This window comes from Novosphingobium pentaromativorans US6-1 (genome assembly GCF_000767465.1).
GTDB classification, from domain to species: Bacteria; Pseudomonadota; Alphaproteobacteria; order Sphingomonadales; family Sphingomonadaceae; genus Novosphingobium; species Novosphingobium pentaromativorans.
Window position 1 is genome coordinate 2,822,294 of record NZ_CP009291.1, and the last position, 16,158, is coordinate 2,838,451.

At 62.5% G+C, this 16,158-nt stretch carries 12 protein-coding genes; 7 read left to right on the plus strand and 5 right to left on the minus strand.

Going from position 1 to position 16,158, the window contains the following annotated elements:
- Positions 1 to 131: 131 nt before the first annotated feature.
- Positions 132 to 695 (minus strand): acyltransferase, encoded by a 564-nt coding sequence (locus JI59_RS28005; protein ID WP_274378213.1) that lies wholly within the window; start codon positions 693 to 695, stop codon positions 132 to 134.
- Between the two features lie 220 nt (positions 696 to 915).
- Here JI59_RS28005 and JI59_RS13280 point away from each other — a divergent pair, with 220 nt between their 5' ends.
- A complete protein-coding gene (locus JI59_RS13280; RefSeq protein WP_007012196.1) occupies positions 916 to 1,899 on the plus strand; it encodes an endonuclease/exonuclease/phosphatase family protein in 984 nt (327 codons plus the stop codon).
- On the opposite strand, the gene JI59_RS13285 is transcribed toward JI59_RS13280, so the two are convergent.
- Positions 1,896 to 3,320: a TolC family protein gene (locus JI59_RS13285; protein WP_239000559.1), complete on the minus strand. Its 1,425-nt coding sequence runs from the start codon at positions 3,318 to 3,320 to the stop codon at positions 1,896 to 1,898. The two genes, JI59_RS13280 and JI59_RS13285, sit on opposite strands and share 4 nt — an antisense overlap.
- A 310-nt stretch (positions 3,321 to 3,630) precedes the next feature.
- Between JI59_RS13285 and JI59_RS13290 the strand changes: the two genes are divergently transcribed.
- The 6 genes from JI59_RS13290 (at position 3,631) to JI59_RS13315 (ending at position 12,245) form a co-directional block, all read left to right on the plus strand.
- Positions 3,631 to 5,436 carry a type I secretion system permease/ATPase gene (locus JI59_RS13290; protein WP_007012194.1) on the plus strand — a complete coding sequence of 602 codons (1,806 nt, stop codon included), beginning with the start codon at positions 3,631 to 3,633 and terminating at the stop codon, positions 5,434 to 5,436.
- A complete protein-coding gene (locus JI59_RS13295; protein WP_007012193.1) occupies positions 5,433 to 6,794 on the plus strand; it encodes an HlyD family type I secretion periplasmic adaptor subunit in 1,362 nt (453 codons plus the stop codon). The genes JI59_RS13290 and JI59_RS13295 overlap by 4 nt, the downstream gene beginning before the upstream one ends.
- Before the next feature lie 239 nt (positions 6,795 to 7,033).
- Entirely contained in the window at positions 7,034 to 9,268 is a 2,235-nt protein-coding gene (locus tag JI59_RS13300) for a GumC family protein (RefSeq protein WP_007012192.1), read from the plus strand.
- Positions 9,269 to 9,330: 62 nt separating this feature from the next.
- Positions 9,331 to 10,527, plus strand: coding sequence for a glycosyltransferase (locus tag JI59_RS13305; RefSeq protein ID WP_238532489.1), 1,197 nt, complete (start codon positions 9,331 to 9,333; stop codon positions 10,525 to 10,527).
- The gene (locus tag JI59_RS13310) at positions 10,457 to 10,987 is read left to right on the plus strand and encodes a polysaccharide biosynthesis/export family protein (protein WP_081473941.1); all 531 of its coding nucleotides are present in this window, start codon (positions 10,457 to 10,459) and stop codon (positions 10,985 to 10,987) included. Before JI59_RS13305 ends, JI59_RS13310 begins: the two co-directional genes overlap by 71 nt.
- A 397-nt stretch (positions 10,988 to 11,384) precedes the next feature.
- Positions 11,385 to 12,245 carry a glycosyltransferase gene (locus tag JI59_RS13315; protein WP_239000561.1) on the plus strand — a complete coding sequence of 287 codons (861 nt, stop codon included), beginning with the start codon at positions 11,385 to 11,387 and terminating at the stop codon, positions 12,243 to 12,245.
- 32 nt (positions 12,246 to 12,277) lie between these two features.
- Here JI59_RS13315 and JI59_RS13320 read toward each other — a convergent pair whose 3' ends face one another.
- The 3 genes from JI59_RS13320 to JI59_RS13330 all read right to left on the minus strand — a co-directional run bounded on the left by JI59_RS13320 (position 12,278) and on the right by JI59_RS13330 (position 16,066).
- Positions 12,278 to 13,717 carry a hypothetical protein gene (locus JI59_RS13320; protein ID WP_007012188.1) on the minus strand — a complete coding sequence of 480 codons (1,440 nt, stop codon included), beginning with the start codon at positions 13,715 to 13,717 and terminating at the stop codon, positions 12,278 to 12,280.
- Complete coding sequence (locus JI59_RS25655) at positions 13,714 to 14,769, minus strand: sulfotransferase family protein (RefSeq protein ID WP_138921317.1); 1,056 nt, start codon at positions 14,767 to 14,769, stop codon at positions 13,714 to 13,716. Before JI59_RS25655 ends, JI59_RS13320 begins: the two co-directional genes overlap by 4 nt.
- A 733-nt stretch (positions 14,770 to 15,502) precedes the next feature.
- On the minus strand, positions 15,503 to 16,066 hold the full coding sequence (locus JI59_RS13330; protein ID WP_007012185.1) for a calcium-binding protein: 564 nt from the start codon (positions 16,064 to 16,066) through the stop codon (positions 15,503 to 15,505).
- Positions 16,067 to 16,158: the final 92 nt, after the last annotated feature.

Genomic DNA, 16,158 nt, shown 5'->3' on the forward strand with positions numbered 1-16,158 from the left:
TAAGGCGGTTTCCGGTACGCGGATCGGGACTGCTGGCCATACTACGGCGGCAGGGGGGAGGGGTGGAACGCCAGACCCGTCCGAAAACGATTTATGCCCCTGGTTGCCTTCTGAAGGCGTGGCAGGGCAGATCAGGCGTAGCTGCACATGTCGGATCCAGGCGTATTCTGATCGTCATCATCCAGATCGTCACTTTGTTCGGGAAGGTTGCGCAGGAAGCGGGCGGGTACGCCGCCGACCACGGTCATCGGCGCTACGTCGCGGCGAACCACGGCACCGGCGGCAACCACCGCCCCGCGCCCGATCGTCACGCCCGGCAGGACTATGGCACCTGCACCGATCCAGGCATGGTCTTGCACGACGATCGGCGCGCACGTGCCCGGTCTTGAGCAGCCGGGCAGGAATGACAGCGTATGCGAGGCAGTCTCGAAGCTGACTCTCGCGGCAATTTGCACATGGCGTCCGATCGTCACGCCGCCGCGGCTGGCGAAGCGCACGTCATTGTTGATGAACGTCCTTTCGCCGATGCGGATGTGCCGTGCTCCGCCCACCGGCACGATCGTGACCGGCCCCAGGACCACCACCTTTCCCCTCAGCATGATCCCGGCAAGCCTGAGCAGTTCACGGCGCATTCGAATGCCGATGCGGCCGCGCGGCATGCGATTGGCAAGCGCCAGGAAGAAGGATTCGCGCAAGACTTCGGTCTCCGTATGTTGGCTTGCGCCGATGGCGGCCAAAGTGCCGCAGCCGGCTTCTTTGCCTTCTAGCCTGGCGAGCAAGCGGCTTGCGGCCTTGTTACAACCGAAATGGAGCCATTTTCGGCTCCGTGTGGGATCGCTGAAACCATGCGCCCGTTGCAGACAGGGCGGGAGCCTGCGATCCAATCATTGCCGAGGCAGCGAGGAGAACCGGTGAATGGATGGCCAGATCCGCCCCGCAAGACATTCGTGCCTGTACCGGCTTGGCCAATGCCTGCTCGCAACTGTCTTGCTGCTGCTTGGCCTTTCACGCTTCGGGACAGCATGTCCCGTCCTCGATCTCATCAACCTGTTTGCCGCTCCTCTCGGCCTTGCCAGCCTGATACTTGCCGCAGTCCTGTCGCGGCGCGCCGTGTCATGGACAGGCAGGGGCGTGCTGGCCTTGTGCTGCCTGCCCGCGCTTGGCCTGTCCTGGCCCGACCCGGCGCAAGGGCCGGAATGTTCGCCATCGAGCGCGCGTCTGCGGATTGCCTGGCTCAATACCCACAAGCCGAAGGATCCGGATCGCATTGCCGCCTGGCTCGATGCCGAAGCGCCTCAGGTCGTGGGCGTTGCCGAATTGCCGAAGTACCTTCCGCTGCACGGCTGGCTCGAAAAGCGCTATCCTTACTGGCAGTCGTGTCTGGAAAACGGTCGCTGCGCGACTGCGCTGTTCACCAACATCGAACCCGCCGCGATGCAGGCGCTGACCCACGGGGATCCCTTCAACCGCCAATCGCTGCCAGCTGTGCGGATGGTTCTTCCGGCCCGGGCGCCAGATGGCGGGACCGGGCGCGGGCAGGGCTTGCAGATCTTCGCCGTTCACTTGTCCCGTCCGGTGCCGCCGGGCCGACAGGCGAAGGAACTTCTGCAACTCGACAAGGCTCTGACCGCCCCGGCCGGAACGGTGATTGTCGGCGATTTCAACCTCTCGCCCAGGATGCGCCTTCTCGGCGACTATGCCCTGCGCAACGGCATGAGCCTGACGCGCACGGATCGTCCGACCTGGCCTTTGACCTTCCAGGGGCGCCGCTATCCCGGCTTTTGGCAAATCGATCATTTGCTGGTGGGCAGCGACTGGAAAGTGGAAGCAATCCGTACCAGTCCCGATGTGGGTTCCGACCACAGGGGTTTTGTCGCCGACTTGTGCCGGGTGGACTAGGGCGCCGCCGTTGACAGGTCGCCCGCATGATCGTCCCATGGGAAGGCGGCATCGTTCTCGATCTCGACCGGTACGTGCCGGACTTGGTGATCGCTCAAGAGGCGATCGATCGGATCGAGGATCGGCTGCCAGGGGAAACCCGCCGGGATCAGGGGCTTCCAAGCCCGGTCGGGGTTGGCGGGAGGCGCGGCGATCCGGAACGTCTCGAGGCTGAGAATGCCGGCATCGCGCGGCACGGCAACCTTGCGGATGAACAGTTCCGCGCGGGTTTCCGCCTCGCTGGTGCGGGCGGTGAGCAGGTCGTTGGTTACCTCGAGAACGTCGCGCAAGGTGCGAATGCCGGCGGTTTCCTGCCTGCTGACCCCGTTCACGGCGCTCTGGGCCGCGCGGACGGCTTCCTCGAAGCGCGGCAGCGCCGCGGATGCGGCGCGATAGAGGTTCCAGTCGCTTGCCAGTGTCTCACGCACGTCGCGGCGGGTCTGCTCGGCGAAGTGGCTGTCGGCAAGGTTGCGTTGCTCCGCTTCCTGAAGCGCTGCAAAGAGCTGCCCGCTTGAATGAAGTGGCATGGTCAGGCTGACGCCGGCGACGATACGCTCTACGCGTCGCGTGTTCTGGTATGGTTCCAGCGGCGCGCGTTCTGCTGAGGCGAAAGCGTTGACCTGCGGCCCCATGGCCGCCCGAGCGGCGCCGACCGCAGCGCGCGAACGCAGGGCCGTGAAACGGGCCGCCCTGAGCTGGGGATTGCTGTCCTCCGCCTGCGCGTAAAGCGCTTCGAGCGAGGGAACGGGCGCAAGGTCAGGCAGCGCGACGAGGTCATCGGGATAGGCGCCGACGATATTGCGATAGCGTGCCGCGCTCGCCTGCACGGCGGCGCGCGCGCGGATTACCCGGCCGGCGGCAAGCTCGAGCCTGTTGGTAGTCTGATCGAGATCGGGCCTTGTCGAATCGCGCAGCCTGAAGCGGGCGGCGGTGACTTCGCGTTGCTGCAAGAGCAAGGCGTATATGTCCCGGGCGACGTTGTACAATGCCAGGTCCCGCTGCAGCGAGGCATAGGCAGATGCGACATCGAGCATCAGTTGCTGGCTGGCAGCGCGCAGGTTTTCCCGCGCAATGAGGCGACCCGCGCGGGCCGCGTCGAGCCCGGCGGCAAGCCGCCCGGACGTGAACAGCGGCTGCGACAGCGAAAGGGCGGCGGTGGTCCCGAAACCCTGATCGTCGAACGTGACATCGCCCAGGGTCGTGCGATCGAAAGTGTATTCATGTCGGACCGAAGCCGAAAGGCTTGGCCCGTAAGCGCCTTTGGCACGGATGACCGCGGCTTCGGCCGCCTTTGCCAGGAATTGCGTGCCCTTCAGTTGCGGATTGTTTTCATGCGCCCGGGCAATGGCCTGTTCCAGCGTGTCTGCCCGCGCCTGGGGCATCGGCGCGTTCGCGAACACCACAATCGTCAGATGCAACAAGGCCCTGCACTTCACGCACGGTTCCCCAAGGGCTGGTCTGGAAAAAATCGGGCCGGGCGCGAGGAAGACGAGCGGAGCGGACGGTCCGGTTCCGGCAGCCCGCTCCGCCGCCTCCCTCCGGCTAAGGCGCGATCGCTGCCGTGATCCTAGGGCATGAGATGCGGATGAGAACCGCGACTGCATCCGGTTTGGCTCGGGAACGGAGCTACTTCCGGTCGTCAGCAGGGAGGCTGGAGGTATGTAATGGCCCTCTCGCCAAGGAAGTGACTGCATGATCCTCGCCCCCCGGCTCAACAGCGAACTGAAGCGGGCGCTCGCCCCGCTCCGGCGCGTGCTCTGGCCGGTTCTGGCGATCAGCAGCGTCTACAACGTGCTGCTGCTGTCCGGATCGTTCTTCATGTTGCTTGTCTATGACGATGTCCTGCCCAGTCGCAGCATTCCTTCGCTTGTCAGCCTGCTGGTGATGGTGGCGCTGGCCTATGGATTCCAGGCCTTTCTCGATGTCGTGCGCGGCCGGGCGATGGTGCAGGTCGGCTCGCTGTTCATGCGCGGCATCAGCGACCGGGTGCTTGACGTTCTCTCGCGCTACGAACTGGCGCGCGGTGCAATGCCCAACGGCACGCAGATCGTGCGCGACGTCGATACCGTCAGGTCCTGCCTGTCGGGGCCGGGTCCGCTGGCGATCGTCGACCTGCCGTGGATCGCGGTCTATCTGCTCATTCTCTCCATATTTCACTGGAGCATCGGCCTGCTGGCCCTGATCGGGGTGGCGGTGCTGGTGGCGCTCATGCTCGTCAATAACCGGATGACGGAGCCTTTGGCACTGGCGACCATGCGGTCTGGCGCCAGGCGGTTGGGGCTGGCCGAGTCCACCTTGCGCAATGCCGAAACGCTCAAGGCGCTGGGGATGGCACGTGCGCGGCAGTGCGAATGGCACGGCGCAGAAGCCGAATTTCTGCGGGCCAACGATCGCTTCTCCGCCATCTCCAGCACCCTGTCCGGCTCGACCAAGGCCTTTCGCATGCTGCTTCAGTCCGCAACGCTTGCACTGGGCGCGTTCCTGGTGATCGACGGGAGAGCGACAGGCGGGATCATCATTGCCGGTTCGATTCTGTCCGCCCGTGCGCTTGCTCCGGTCGAACAGGTCATCGCCAATTGGAAGGGCATGGTTTCGGCCCGGCAGGCACTCGACCGGCTGCGCAATCTTTTCGATGCCGTGCCCGCCCGCGTGATGCCGATGGGTTTGGAACGACCGACGCGCGAACTCCTGGTACAGGGGCTCGCTGCCGGACCACCGGGTAGCCAGAAAGTCTCGGTTCTCGACCTGAACTTCCGGTTGGGCGCCGGCGATGCCCTAGCCGTTGTGGGCAGGAGCGGATCCGGAAAGACAACCCTGGCCCGTGTTCTTTGCGGCGTCTGGAAACCCTTGCGCGGAGCGATTCGGCTGGATGGCGCGACACTGGATCAGTGGTCATCCGACGAAATTGCCGGCATTCTCGGCTATGTGCCGCAGGCGATTGAACTGTTCGAAGGCACAATCGGCCAGAATATCGCCCGTTTCCGGCCCGATGCCGATAGGGAGGCGATCCTGGCCGCGGCGAAGTCGGCGGATTGCCACGATCTGATCGTGCGGCTGGAAGGCGGCTATGACCATGCCATTGGCCCCCACGGCAGCGGTCTGTCCGCGGGGCAGCAGCAGCGCATTGCCCTGGCGCGTGCCTTGTTCGGCGATCCGTTCCTGCTGGTGCTCGATGAGCCGAACAGCAACCTCGATCAGGATGGGGAGAGGGCACTGGGCGCGGCAATCCGGGACGCGCGGAGACGGGGGGCCGTCGTTGTCGTGATCGCTCACCGTCCCAGTGTGATTGCCCATGCAAGCCACATCATGGCGATGAACAACGGCAGGATCGAAAGGTTCGAGACGAGAGAACAATTCGAGGCCCGCATTACGGTGCCCGGCTCCGAGCGGGACAAGGCCGTGCAATCGCGAAGTGTCGAAGGCGCAAGGGAAGATAGATCAGGCGATCTTTCGGGACAGGCGAGCCGGAAGCCGGCACCGGCTGGGGCGAACGAGTGAGCGTCGCGGTCTCGGTCACCGACATGCAGGGCCCTGTGGATCCGATGGTCGGGGGCGGTGATTTCTCCGAAGCGGTGGAGCGCGGCTTGTCCGGCCTCCTGCGGCTGGGGCTGGGCGCCGTGGCCCTGCTCGTGCTCGGCTTCGGCTCGCTTATTGCCTTCCTGCCAATGGCGGGCGCCGTCATCGCTCCCGGGGAAGTGAGCGTCGAGACACATGTGAAGGAGATTTCGCACCCCTTCGGCGGCGTCGCAAAGGCGATCCTCGTCGAGGACGGCGATCATGTTCGCCGGGGCCAGCCCTTGATCCGGCTGGATTCGCGGGTGGCAGGCGCTGCAGCGCAATACACCGGGCTTGGTCTCGACCAGCTTCTGGCAAAAGAAGCACGGTTAAGGGCGATGCGCAGCAATACCGCGCAGATTGATTTCCCAGCCGAGTTGCGCAGCCGTGCCGCCGATCCGCAAGTGGCATCGATTCTGGCGGACGAACGCAGATCACTGGAACTCGATCGCGAAGCGCGCAAGGATCAGCAGTTGCAGCTGGCCCGCCGCGTAGCGCAGGCGCAGGCGGAAATCTCCGGGCAGACCAGCCGCGCCGCAGCCTATGCCCGGCAGTCCGATCTCGTAAGACAGGAACTGGGCCAGACCCGCGAACTCTATGAGGAGCGGCTGACCACTCTCGACAGGCTCAATGCGCTGGAGCGTGCTGCAATCGGCGTGGAGGCTGACAATGCGACGGCCCGATCCGGCATAGCCCAGGCGCGCGCGCGCATCGCTGAACTGCGTGCGCAGATGGCCTCGATCGAAAGCGTGGCGCGCAGCCAGGCGGCGCTGGAACTGGCGCAGGTCCGCAGTAGCATTTCACAAGTGCGCAAGGAGGATGTTGCCGCCAGCGATCAGAACGATCGCACCGTCATTCGCGCTCCGCAGGATGGTATAGTCGACAAGCTGGCCGTCCGGACCGTGGGCAGTGTCGTGCCGGCGGGCCAGACCCTATTGGAAATCGTGCCCGCTCGGGATCGTCTAGTCGTGAAGGCGCGAATACGCCCCACCGACATCGATCAGGTGGAGCAAGGTCAACCCGCACATTTGCGCTTTACCGCATTGAACATGCGCACGACGCCGGAACTTGGAGGCAAGGTCGTTCAACTCGCCGCTGACCGGACAGTCGACCGAGCGACGAATACGGCATTTTATTCCGCGACGGTTGCGATTTCGGTGCAGGAACTTCGCAAGCTCGGCGGGGCGAAGCTGGCCGTGGGCATGCCGGTCGAAGTCTTCGTCCAGACAGGAGAACGTACGATGCTGCACTATATCCTGCGTCCGCTTGGCGACCAGTTGCGGCGCGCTCTTCGTGAATGAAATCGATCTGATTGCTAAATAAAACCCCCTGTTGACCGGCAGAGTATCAGGAATGGTGTCAACTTCCAGGAACTCGATCGAGAACGGATAGGTATGGATATTCCCGAGGCGGTGATGTGTTCTTATTCGTATATGCGCCGTTGCGAAGTTGGAAGTTTCCATCCTGCTTTCGGGGGCATCCGCAAATGTCCATGAACTTGCTCTCTCGCCCTTGATATAACTCGTCAGGAGCCTGCCGCTTGAACCTCCCTGCCATCTACGAACCGGAAACGGGGCTGCCCGCGCTTCTGCCCGGTGGCGCCGGTCAGGCCCGGAGCAGCGACGAGCGGATTTCCCTGCGCTACCTGTTTTCGCTGTTACGGCGCCGGCAACCGGTCGTGGTGCTGACTCTCGCGCTGTGCCTGAGCCTGGCTACGCTCTGGACTTCGGCCTTGCCGCGCATCTACCGCAGTACGGCCGATGTGGTGCTGATTACCGGATCGACTGATGTCGTGCCGAACGAAGACGCGCAGCCGCGCGAAGGACCGACCCGGTCCGAAGAAGTAGAGACGCAGATCCAGCTTATCCGATCACGCGAGATGGCGGCGCAAGTGCTGGACGCCACAGGACTTCTGCGGGACCCCGGATTCCGCCGGGATGTGAAGGTGCCGCGTTCTGCGTTTGACAACATCAGGGCGTCCATCGGTCTTGGCGGCAGCGACCAGGTGGACATGGAAGCGGTTGATGTGACGGAGATTCGGCGCCGCGCGGTCAACTACCTTGGCAAGCGGCTCGAAGTAACGAGGGTGGGCAATTCATTCAATCTGCGCATTGCCTTCGAGGATGCCGAAGCATCGCGCGCCGCGCGGATTGCCAATGCCTATGCGCGCCTGTTCACCACTGACGATGCGCGGGAACGTGCACAGACCAACGCCACGGCCGCGCGCGTGCTGAAGTCGAAGGTCGATGCTCTGCGTGCGCAGGCCAACCACGATTTTGCCGAAGTGCAGGCCTATCGTAATCGTCACCAACTGCTTAGTTCACAGGCCACTAGCCTGACCGAGCAAGAGCTTTCCGCCTATAACCAGCAGATCGTCAATGCCGAGGCGGAAGCTGCCCGGGACGCCGAAGCGCTCGCCAGCGCGCGGGCCCAGATGGGCAGCGGCGGGCCGGAGGGCGTGGGGATCGGGGCCGGCTCTCCGGTGGTCGCCGCGCTACGGTCGCAACGCGCGCAACTGGTCATTCGGGAGCGCGATCTTTCGCAGCGATACTATGATAACAATCCCGACCTTGTGACCGTGCGCCAGCAGATCTCCGATCTCGATCGGCAGATCGCGGGCGAAGTTTCGCGGACCCTGAGTGGGCTCGAAACCAAGGCAATGGCTTCTTCACAGCGACTTGCCTCGCTGCGCCGAAGCCGCGGTGGCACCCAATCGCAATTGCAATCCGGCAACAGCGCACTTGTCGAACTGGCCGACCTGGAAAAGAAGGCAGACGCGTCCGAGACGCTCTACGAATCCTATCTGCGCCGGTACAACGCCGTCGTCGCGGGAAGTGGATCAGAGCAACCATCCGCGCGCTTGATTTCAGGCGCTACCGTGCCGGTATTGCCGGTTTCGCCGAACCTGCCTCTGAACCTGGCATTGGCTCTCGTGGTCGGATTGCTCTCGGGCGCGATGCTGGCTGTCGTCACTGAGCTTTCGTACGCCGGCTTGACCAGCCTGGGCGATGTGGAGACCCGTATCGGTCTGCCCGGATGGGGTTTCGTTCCGGCCATTCGATCGATCGAACCCCATGCGGATACGCCGATGGACACCCTGCGCGAATATCCGGAGGGGCCTCTTTCCGAAGCCTTGCGCAATATCATCGTCTCGGTCCGCCATTCGATGTCTGGATCGGGAAAGGTGCTTGCGATTACTTCGGCCATTCCGGGGGAGGGGAAATCGACGCTTGCAGCCTGCATCGGCCGTACGCTGGCCTTGGCCAACGAGCGCGTCGTGGTGGTCGATTGCGACGTCATCCGCTCGCAGCTCAGCAAACGCTTCTGCGCGCCGGAAGGAGAGCCGGGTCTGTACGAAGCGCTTCATGACGAGAGCCGGGACATCACCCAATACGCCGATGCAAGTTCGCCGCTGCGGATCGTCCCGATTACCCGCGCATTTCCCAAGGGCGAACGCCTGACGGAGCGCGGCAGGCTGGATCGGGTCATCGCGCGTCTGCGCGAAGAATTCGACGTCGTGATCCTGGATTGCCCGCCAATCCTGCCCATTGCGGAAACACGAACTATCGTAGCCCAGGCCGATTGCGTCGTGCTGGTCGTGCGGTGGCGCAAGACTGTCGACCGCATCGTCAAGGCTGCGATCCGCCAATTGACCGGCAGGACCCTCAAGCAATGCGGAGTGGTGCTGAATCACGTCGACATGAAGAAGCAGGTGCGCTTCGGCGGAGAGGATGTCGCCAGCTTCTATACCCATTACAAGGGATACTACCGGTGAGAGCGGAGCAGGCGATGGGACGGCCGCTTCGCGTGGCCATCGTGCATTACTGGCTGGTTGCAATGCGGGGCGGGGAGCGTGTGGTTGAACACCTTCTGGACCTGTTCCCCGATGCCGACCTGTTCACGCATGTCTATGATCCGCGCAGAGTTTCCGCCCGGATCCGCAAGGCTCGTGTAAGGCAGAGCTTCATCGGCCGAATGCCCGGCGCCCGGCGACATTACCAGAAGTACCTGCCGCTCATGCCTATCGCGCTCGAGGAACTGGACTTGCGCGGCTACGACCTGGTTATCAGCAGCGAGTCCGGTCCTGCGAAAGGGGTGATTACCGGGCCGGATACCTTGCACTTGTGCTACTGCCATTCACCGATGCGCTATCTCTGGGATCACTACCAGGATTACCGGGAAAGCACGGGCTGGCTTGCACGCCGTCTCATGCCGCTTGCGTTTCACCGGTTGCGTCAGTGGGATGTAAGCTCGGCGAGCAGGGTCGACGGTTTCATTGCGAACTCCAGTTTCATCGCCCGGCGGATTGCCAAGGTCTGGGGGCGCGATGCGCGTGTCGTTCATCCGCCAGTCGCCATCGACTCCTTCGCGCCATCGGCGCAGGTGAGTGACAGGTATCTCTGGGTCAGCCAGATGACGCCTTACAAGCGTGCGGACATTGCGCTTGAAGCGTTTAACCGGCTGGGCGCGCCGGCCCTTATGGTGGGCGATGGCGAAATGTTCGATCAGATCGCTGCAAGGGCGGGGCCGAATGTCGAAGTTCGCCGCAGACTCTCCTTCCCTGAATTGCAGCGCGCCTACGCCACATGCCGCGCCCTGGTTTTTACGCCGGAGGAGGACTTTGGCATCGTTCCGGTTGAGGCCAATGCCAGCGGCCGTCCGGTCATTGCCTTTGGCCGGGGCGGTGTGACGGATTCCATAATCGATGGCCTGACCGGCATTTTCTACGACCGGCAAACGCCGATGGACCTGATCGACGCCATTCGCCGTTTTGAAAGATGGCAGCCCCAATTCCAACCTCAAGAGGCCGTGCGCAACGCGGCGCGGTTCGGCCCGGACGCCTTCGCCCGGGGTATTCTCGACGCGCTCGATCATTTTCGGCGCGAGGGCCGCCTCAGTAGCTTCGCATCATCGACAGGGCCATCGCAAAGGACAGCAAACCATGGCATTACGTGTGACGATAATGGCGCTTTGCATTCTGATCTCGGGATGCACCGGCACAGTTGCGACGACGTCGCTGCCCAATGTCGATAATCTCGCTTACCACCTTTCTCCCGGCGATCGGCTTCGGCTTGAAGTGTTTCGCGAAGACGTCTTGAGCGGAGAATATGCCATCGACGATCAGGGGGTCATCACCTTGCCTCTGGCCGGTGAAGTGCGCGCTGGCGGCAAGACGCTTGCACAACTGCGGCAGGACCTGCAGTCGCTGCTTGGCCAGGAATACGTGCGCGACGCTCGGATCAGTCTTGAGGTTGCGGGATATCGCCCGATCTACATCCTTGGCGAAGTTCAAAGACCTGGCGAATACCCATATGTCGAAGGGATGTCGGTCCATGGCCTTGTCGCGAAAGCAGGTGGTTTCACCTACCGCGCGAACGAACACGTGGTGTACGTTCGCCACGGCCGTGAACTTGATGAGAAGGCCTATCGCTTGACGAGCGGCGCTGCTGTGCTGCCGGGCGATACGGTTCGGGTCGGCGAACGGTATTTCTGATCTTCCTGTGTTGGACCGATGTATGCCAGGGCCATTGCTGCGACGCGTTGTCGTTCTGCACGACTATAGTGAAGCCCTGGGCGGTGCTTCGCATCTTGTACAGGTCTTGATAGGCGAACTGCGCCGGCGTGGCCTGGCGACGACCTTTATTTCCGGCGATGCCGGTTCGCGGTTCGATCGTGCAGATGTCGAATTTCTGCCGCTTCACGGCAAGGCACTGCTCGAGCGGTCGAAACTCGGTGCCCTGACGTGCGGCTTGTACAACCATCGAGCCTTCGTGCGGACCAGGGAATGGATCGCGAATAACGATACCCCGGGCACCATCTATCATCTTCATGGCTGGTCCAAGATCCTGACGCCTGCAATCTTCGCTGCGCTGCGCCAAGTTTCCGGCCGATTGATCCTGCATGGCCACGATTACTTCAATGGCTGCCCCAACGGAGCATTCTTCGACTACGTTCGTGAGCAGGACTGCGCCGTGAAACCGCTGGGTGCTGCATGCCTGAAAAGCCGCTGCGACAAAGCCTCTCATGCGCAGAAACTGTGGCGCGTGGGGCGGGAATCCTTGCGTCGCGGACTGCAACATGGGGGGACCAATGCCGCGCGTCTTCTGATGATCCACCCTGGGCAAGAAGCGCAGTTTCGGCGAAGCGGCTGGAATTCCGGCCGGCTCCGAACGGTACGCAATCCTGTGTCACCCCTTTCTGTGGATCGCATAAAGGCCGAAGCCAACCGGGGCATAGTCTTTATCGGCCGGATTTCGACAGAGAAGGGGGCCGACCTCGCCGCAGCGGCGGCACGCCGATCCGGACTGCCGATTACCTTTGTCGGTGATGGCAGTGAAGTCGATCTCGTTCGCAGGCGGAATCCGGGAGCGCAATTCCTCGGTCGGCAGGACCGCAGCGGTGTAGCCAAGGCCTTGTCGTCGGCGCGTGTCGCCGTGATGCCCAGCCGCTGGTCCGAGCCGTTTGGGTTGGTCGCTCTCGAGGCAGTGGCCTCGGGTGTCCCAGTGGTGGTCAGCCACCGTGCCCTCGTCGCCGAGGAGATCTCGGCGGCGGGATTTGGACTTGCCGTGAATACGTCCGATCTCGACGGCTTCGCGGGCCTACTGGCGGAGCTGGATCGGGACGATCGGGCAGTCGAAGCGATGTCGCGCGCGGGGCAAGTCGGCTATCGTTTGCTCTGCAACTCAGAAGAGAGCTGGGCTGACGAGGTCATTTCCCAGTATCGGCAAGTTCTTGCGCAAGCGACTTGCTGACGGGCTCCAGTCATGGCCAGCAGATCGGTTTGCTAAACGGATTGGCGGACCGCTGGGTATGCGGTGGGCGCAAGCAGTGCCTCGCGGCGCTTCGCATCGCTGATCGACAAGGCAGTCACCAGGCCAAAGCCGAAAGCCGTCATGCCGCCGAAGTCGGCATCGCCGACCATCAAGGTTACGACGAAGCTGGGAACAAAGGAAAAACGGAAGCCAGCAACCAGCAATTGGCTTTCGATGGGGGTGCCGGTCACGGGTCGTAGCAGCGATAGCAACGCGAAGGCGTAATAGAGCGCGCCGCCGATCAACCCCGCACCGCTGAGAATCGCGATGAAGCTGCTCGACGCGCGGGTACTGCCGATGCCGACACCGAAGCCATGCGTTGCAACTATGCTATCCCAGGCGATGGACCGCCACATTCCGCGCTCGGCGAATGAGTTCGATGCGGATTTCTGGAGGACCATGCGGTCGATCAGGTCGTAAACTGGGGTCAGTATCTCAGGCCGGACGATCAGGAGCAGTGACAAGCCGACCATGAGCGAGACAAGGACGCACAGTTCACCAGCCAGTCCCTGACGATAGATCGCGAACCTGTGTCCGTCGGCATTGGCGCGAAGCAGCCATTCAAGCCCGGCGACGGCCGCCAGGAGGGCAATTCCGACATAAGTCCCAGACGAGGTCGAGAGCCATGCGCAGAGTGCAAGCAGGGCGAGGACCCCCGGCACCAGGACGGTGCGGAGCGTTTCATCGAGCATGGCCCGGCGATAGAAGTAGAGCGCGGCCATGAATGCCAGGCAGACCCCGCCATAGGCGGAAGCTTCCGGCATGAGGCCGACGACCCGCCGGGCGCCAAGCACTTCCACATCGGTGACAAGTGCATAAGTTGCGGTGCGAAAAGGAGTGAGCAGGGGATCAAGGGGAAGGTAACGGCTCGCGTGATCGATGAGACCGGTCGCGGCAGTGACCGCTGCGCCAAGGCTCAGGGCCTTGAGAGCATGCTGGCGGGTATTGGGCGATTGCAGGATCACGGTAAAGGCGAATACCGAGAAGACCGCGATCGTCAGATAGGTAAATTGCGAGAGGTTCTGCAGTGTCGGCCGCAAGGGGGCGGTGTCGCTCAGGATGCCGCGGATCGGCACGATCATGACTGCATTTTCGAAAAGGCGCGGCATGAATACCGTGGTGACGGCAGCGACGAGCCAGAACAGGAACAGCAGCATCAATTTGTGCGGCGTCAGGGCCAGGGTCAGAATCTCGGCTGGCCCCTGAGGTTTGCAGAACGTGCGCACGATGATGAGCAGGGTAACCAGCGGCGTGGGGGTGAAGGTCAGCCCTCCGGTCAGGAATGTCGGGACAGCGGCGAAGGCGCCGAACGGCATAGTGACGAAGAAGAGATAGATCAGTACCGGCTTGCGGCTGATGAGGCCCCAGGCCGCAAGGGCCCAGAATATCGCAATGGGGAGCAGATTGATCACCTTTCCGTCTGCGTCCTGCGAGCATCAATGGGCGTTACTGCTCGATCTTGAGTGGCGGCGGTTCGCGTCTCGCGCGGCTTTTCGTCCCACATGTCCAGCTTGCGTCCGATCAGGTCCTCGAATGCCGCGCGTCGTGGATTAAGATACTCGGAAAGGAACTGACGGGCTTCCGACTCATCGACTTCCGCCTTGTCGAACGTGACGGTCGAGCTTTCGCGCAACCAGTCGATCCATCCTCGGGGCAAGCGTGTGCGAAGGATTGCCCAAAGGGCGGAATCGCGCAGATTCCTGACCGCTGCAAAGCGCTGCCGGCGGCTGGTGGGCGGCGAGCGGTGGCGGTCGCTGAGTTGAGTCTCGTGATATTCGAATGGCGCTAGTCCGAGCCAATCGATCACACTGGCCAGAACTTCCCGACGGCGCGTGCGCAGTTCCTCGGCGACTACGACATGGATCTGCTCGCGGTCGAAGTATTGCAGGTAGGCTTGCAGTTGCAGGGCATAGTCCGAAGTGTCCCGATAGAGCGGATCTTCGCGAACGGCCTGGCCGATCGGGCGGACTTCCTGGAATTCCTTGTAGCGCTGCCAGTAATGGCTGATGGCGCGCGTTACCGGTTCCCGAACCGTGTAGATGATGCGCGCGTCAGGGCAGGCTTCGGCAATGCGGGCGGGGACTCCGCTGCGGTGGGGCGCCTGCGAATAGTAGACGCTGCCTTCTCCGCGATAACGTGCCGTTGCCCCCTCTTTCCAAAGCGCGAGATAGGCCTGAGGATCGTGAGAGCAGGGCCGGCGGGCCATAATCGGCCAGGCCCGTTCCAGCTCTGACTGATCGACGAAGAAGCAGGGCTCCTTCTCACTACTCATGCAGATGTCGGGATGGGGCTTGAGGTATGCATGCAGCGCACTGGAGCCCGACTTGGAAGCGCCGATCACGAAGAGGTTCGGCGCAGGCGGCCCCAGATCGGGCAAGGATGAAGCGGATTCGTGTGCGCCTGTCCCGTCCGGCGCGTGGTCCGGCAAGCTGTCGGTGAGGAGGAGGGCGCTTTCATGGGCCAATTGCGCATTCCTGATATTGCTGTGGAGGAAGTCCGCATCGTAGCCCGGCCAGTCCGGTCTCGAAATCCGAGACGCTTCGGGAATGACGTAAACGGCTGCCGATTGCTCCGTTTTGGTCCTGATCTGCGGTTTCGTCAGCCGCCCACGCCCGAATTCGGATGAAATCCGCGTGGCCTTACCGATGTCCAGATGAACCGGACTGAAAATCCGGTTAATAGGGCAGCGCAAACCAGCAGTCGCAACTTAACCATATCCGTAAGGGCCAATGGAAGGGATTTCAGGCTAACCCAATGGCGGAATATTAACGTCTTGACGTTACAGGATGGGAAGGTCGCGCTCGGGGATTACCGCGGCCACAACGCGGGGACTGGGAAATGGCAACTTCAACGCTTCGCAAACCGATGCATCAGGGCAGTTCCGGCCCTGCGTCGAAGGCTGTGCCGAGTGCTAAGCGCGTGGGGCCGGAGGGCTCTCCGTGGCTGGTCATGCCTGCTCCGCTCGATACCGACACGCAATCGGAAGGACGAAAACCAGCGCTTGGCCTCGCCATTGCCTTGACGTTTTCAACTTGTTTCTGGGTGGCCGTAGCTATCTGGGCCTTTTGAAGGTTGGCGAGAGCACCCGGTCGCCGCCAAAGTCGTGACGGCACAACGATGCCGGACCGAAGAGTAGGGTTCGACGATCCGGCATCGCATGTGTCCGCCTTTTGAAAGGGCGCCTTCAGTTCGGCCCGTCAGACGATCAGGGTGGCTCCTGAGAAATCGCTTCCGGTCAACTGTTCGTCGTAGAAGGTGACGGTGGTGCTCCCGTATGTCAGGATCGTGTTGCTGCCGGCATAGGACAGACTGAACGTGCCTCCGTCGGTCAGCTCGACCGTGTCGTATCCGACTTCGAAATCGAAGACCTTGTCGGTCCCGTCATCGCTGTCGAATACAAAGGTGTCCAGGCCCATTTCGTTGTCGAAACCGTCACCGGCATTGTCCCCGTACAGTACGTCGTTACCGTCACCGCCGATGATCACGTCATTGCCGTCGCCGCCATAGAGGCGATCGTTCTGGGCGCCGCCGTCGAGCGTGTCGTCTCCCACGCCTCCGAAAAGCTTGTCGTTCGAGGAATCGCCTTGGATGAAGTCGTTGCCTTCATCGCCATAGAGGCGGTCGGCATTGGCCCCGCCATGAATTTCGTCATCGCTTCCCCCGGCTTTCACGACATCGCGCGCGCCACCGGAAAAGATGACGTCGGAGTCCGCCGTGCCGGCAATATTGTCGCCGCCGTCAGTGCCAAGAACATCTGCCATCGGAACATTCCTTTCCAAAAGATCCGTAAGTTGATCTGCCCCGCATTCGAGGTGCCGGCGTCCCTTTTGTCTTTTCGGCGAGCCGAACCACC